At 59.5% G+C, this 1,732-nt stretch carries 3 protein-coding genes; all 3 read left to right on the forward strand.

Translation table 11 applies throughout. The features are described from left to right. The first annotated feature begins 11 nt into the window (after window positions 1–11). The 3 genes from V7Q10_RS01855 to V7Q10_RS01865 are packed head-to-tail and all read left to right on the forward strand — an operon-like array spanning window position 12 to window position 1,654. Entirely contained in the window at window positions 12–962 is a 951-nt protein-coding gene (locus V7Q10_RS01855; RefSeq protein ID WP_333867436.1) for an NAD(P)H-dependent glycerol-3-phosphate dehydrogenase, read from the forward strand. Window positions 963–965: 3 nt separating this feature from the next. Continuing rightward, window positions 966–1,238 (forward strand): YciI family protein, encoded by a 273-nt coding sequence (locus V7Q10_RS01860; RefSeq protein ID WP_333867332.1) that lies wholly within the window; start codon window positions 966–968, stop codon window positions 1,236–1,238. After that, window positions 1,235–1,654: an EVE domain-containing protein gene (locus tag V7Q10_RS01865; RefSeq protein ID WP_333867333.1), complete on the forward strand. Its 420-nt coding sequence runs from the start codon at window positions 1,235–1,237 to the stop codon at window positions 1,652–1,654. Before V7Q10_RS01860 ends, V7Q10_RS01865 begins: the two co-directional genes overlap by 4 nt. The last annotated feature ends 78 nt before the right edge of the window (window positions 1,655–1,732 follow it).

The following is a 1,732-nucleotide window of genomic DNA, read 5'->3' on the forward strand; positions in this document are numbered from 1 at the left end:
GGGGCAAAGTCGTGATCGGCATCCTTGGCGCAGGCGCTTTTGGCACGGCTCTTGCGGTCGCCTTGGGGCGCGAAGGCCGCGATGTGCGGCTTTGGGCGCGGGATGCGCATCATGTCGCCACGATGCGCAAAGCGCGAATGAATGCAGCGCGATTGCCGGGCATTGGCTTTCCTGAATCTGTCTCTGTTACAGCGGAAATAGACGATATTCTGGGTGCAAAGGCGATCTTACTAGCGGTGCCGATGCAGGCGCTGCGCGGGCTGTTGGGCGCCGAGCCGCGCTTGAACGGTCACGTTTTGGTCGCCTGTTGCAAAGGGGTCGATCTGACCAGCTTGCAAGGCCCAGCCGGATTGATCGCGGCGGCTTGTCCTGATGCGCGCGTTGGCATTCTGACCGGACCCAGCTTTGCCAGCGACATCGCCAAGGGACTGCCCACCGCGCTGACGCTGGCCTGCCACGACGGCGAGGCGCTGCAAAACCTGCTGTCGACGCCTGCGCTGCGACTGTATCGCAGCGAAGATATCATCGGGGCGGAACTGGGTGGCGCGTTAAAGAATGTGATCGCGATTGCGGCCGGCGTGGTGATTGGCGCGGGCCTGGGCGATTCGGCGCGCGCGGCGCTGATGGCGCGCGGCTATGCCGAAATGACGCGCTTTGCCATCGCCCATGGCGCCGAGGCCGAAACGCTTGCCGGTCTGTCGGGATTTGGCGATCTGGTGCTGACCTGCACCTCGGCGCAGTCGCGTAACTTCCGCTATGGTCAGGCTTTGGGCAGCGGCACTGGCTTTGACGCTTCGATCACTGTCGAAGGGGCTGCGACGGCAAAAGCAGTCTCTAACATCGCCAAAAAGACCAATATCGAAATGCCGATCACCGATATGATTGCCGCGTTGATCGGGCAAACTATAACTCTGCCGCAGGCGATGTCCGCCCTGCTGTCTCGTCCATTAAAACAGGAGTAACCCATGCGTGCTGCTTTGATCTGCCTTGATAAACCCGACCACCTGCAAATTCGCCTTGATAATCGCAGCGCCCACCTTGGCTATATCGAGGCGACGGGCGTTGTGGAAATGGCCGGGCCTTTCCTGAGCCCCGAAGGCCAGATGACCGGCAGCCTTGTGGTGGTGAATGTCGAAAACCTGGCCGCAGCACAGGATTGGGCCGCGAATGACCCCTATGCTTTGGCTGGGCTGTTTAGTTCGGTAACAATTACCGAGTGGAAAAAGGTTATCGGATGAAGTTTTGGCTGTTCAAATCCGAGCCAGACACTTGGGGCTGGCACGACCAGCTTGCCAAGGGCGATCTGGGCGAGGAATGGGGCGGCGTGCGCAACTATCAGGCCCGCAACAATATGCGGGCCATGCAGCTGGGCGATCTGGGATTTTTCTATCATTCCAACATCGGCAAAGAGATCGTTGGCATTGTCGAGGTCTGCAAGCTCTCTGTGCCTGACAGCACGACAGAGGATCCGCGCTGGGATTGTGTGCATATCCGCGCGGTCCGAGCCTTGGCAAAACCCGTGACGATGGAGCAATGCAAAGCAACGGTGGGCTTGCAGGATATGGTTCTGGTGAAAAACGCACGGCTTTCGGTGCAGCCTGTGACGCAGGAAGAGTGGCAGATCATTTGCGAAATGGGCGGAACTGCGCCGTAATTTTGGAAAAGGGGGCCCATTACCCCTAAAGGACCCCCTTCCACCCCACGTGCTCCCTCAGCACCACACGTGTTCTGT

Source organism: Cypionkella sp., from assembly GCF_036782355.1.
Lineage (GTDB): Bacteria > Pseudomonadota > Alphaproteobacteria > Rhodobacterales > Rhodobacteraceae > Cypionkella.

Coding starts and splice junctions, on each gene's coding strand:
- V7Q10_RS01860 (WP_333867332.1), top strand. CDS start 966: ATGCGTGCTGCTTTGATCTGCCTTGATAAACCCGACCACCTGCAAATT.
- V7Q10_RS01865 (WP_333867333.1), top strand. CDS start 1,235: ATGAAGTTTTGGCTGTTCAAATCCGAGCCAGACACTTGGGGCTGGCAC.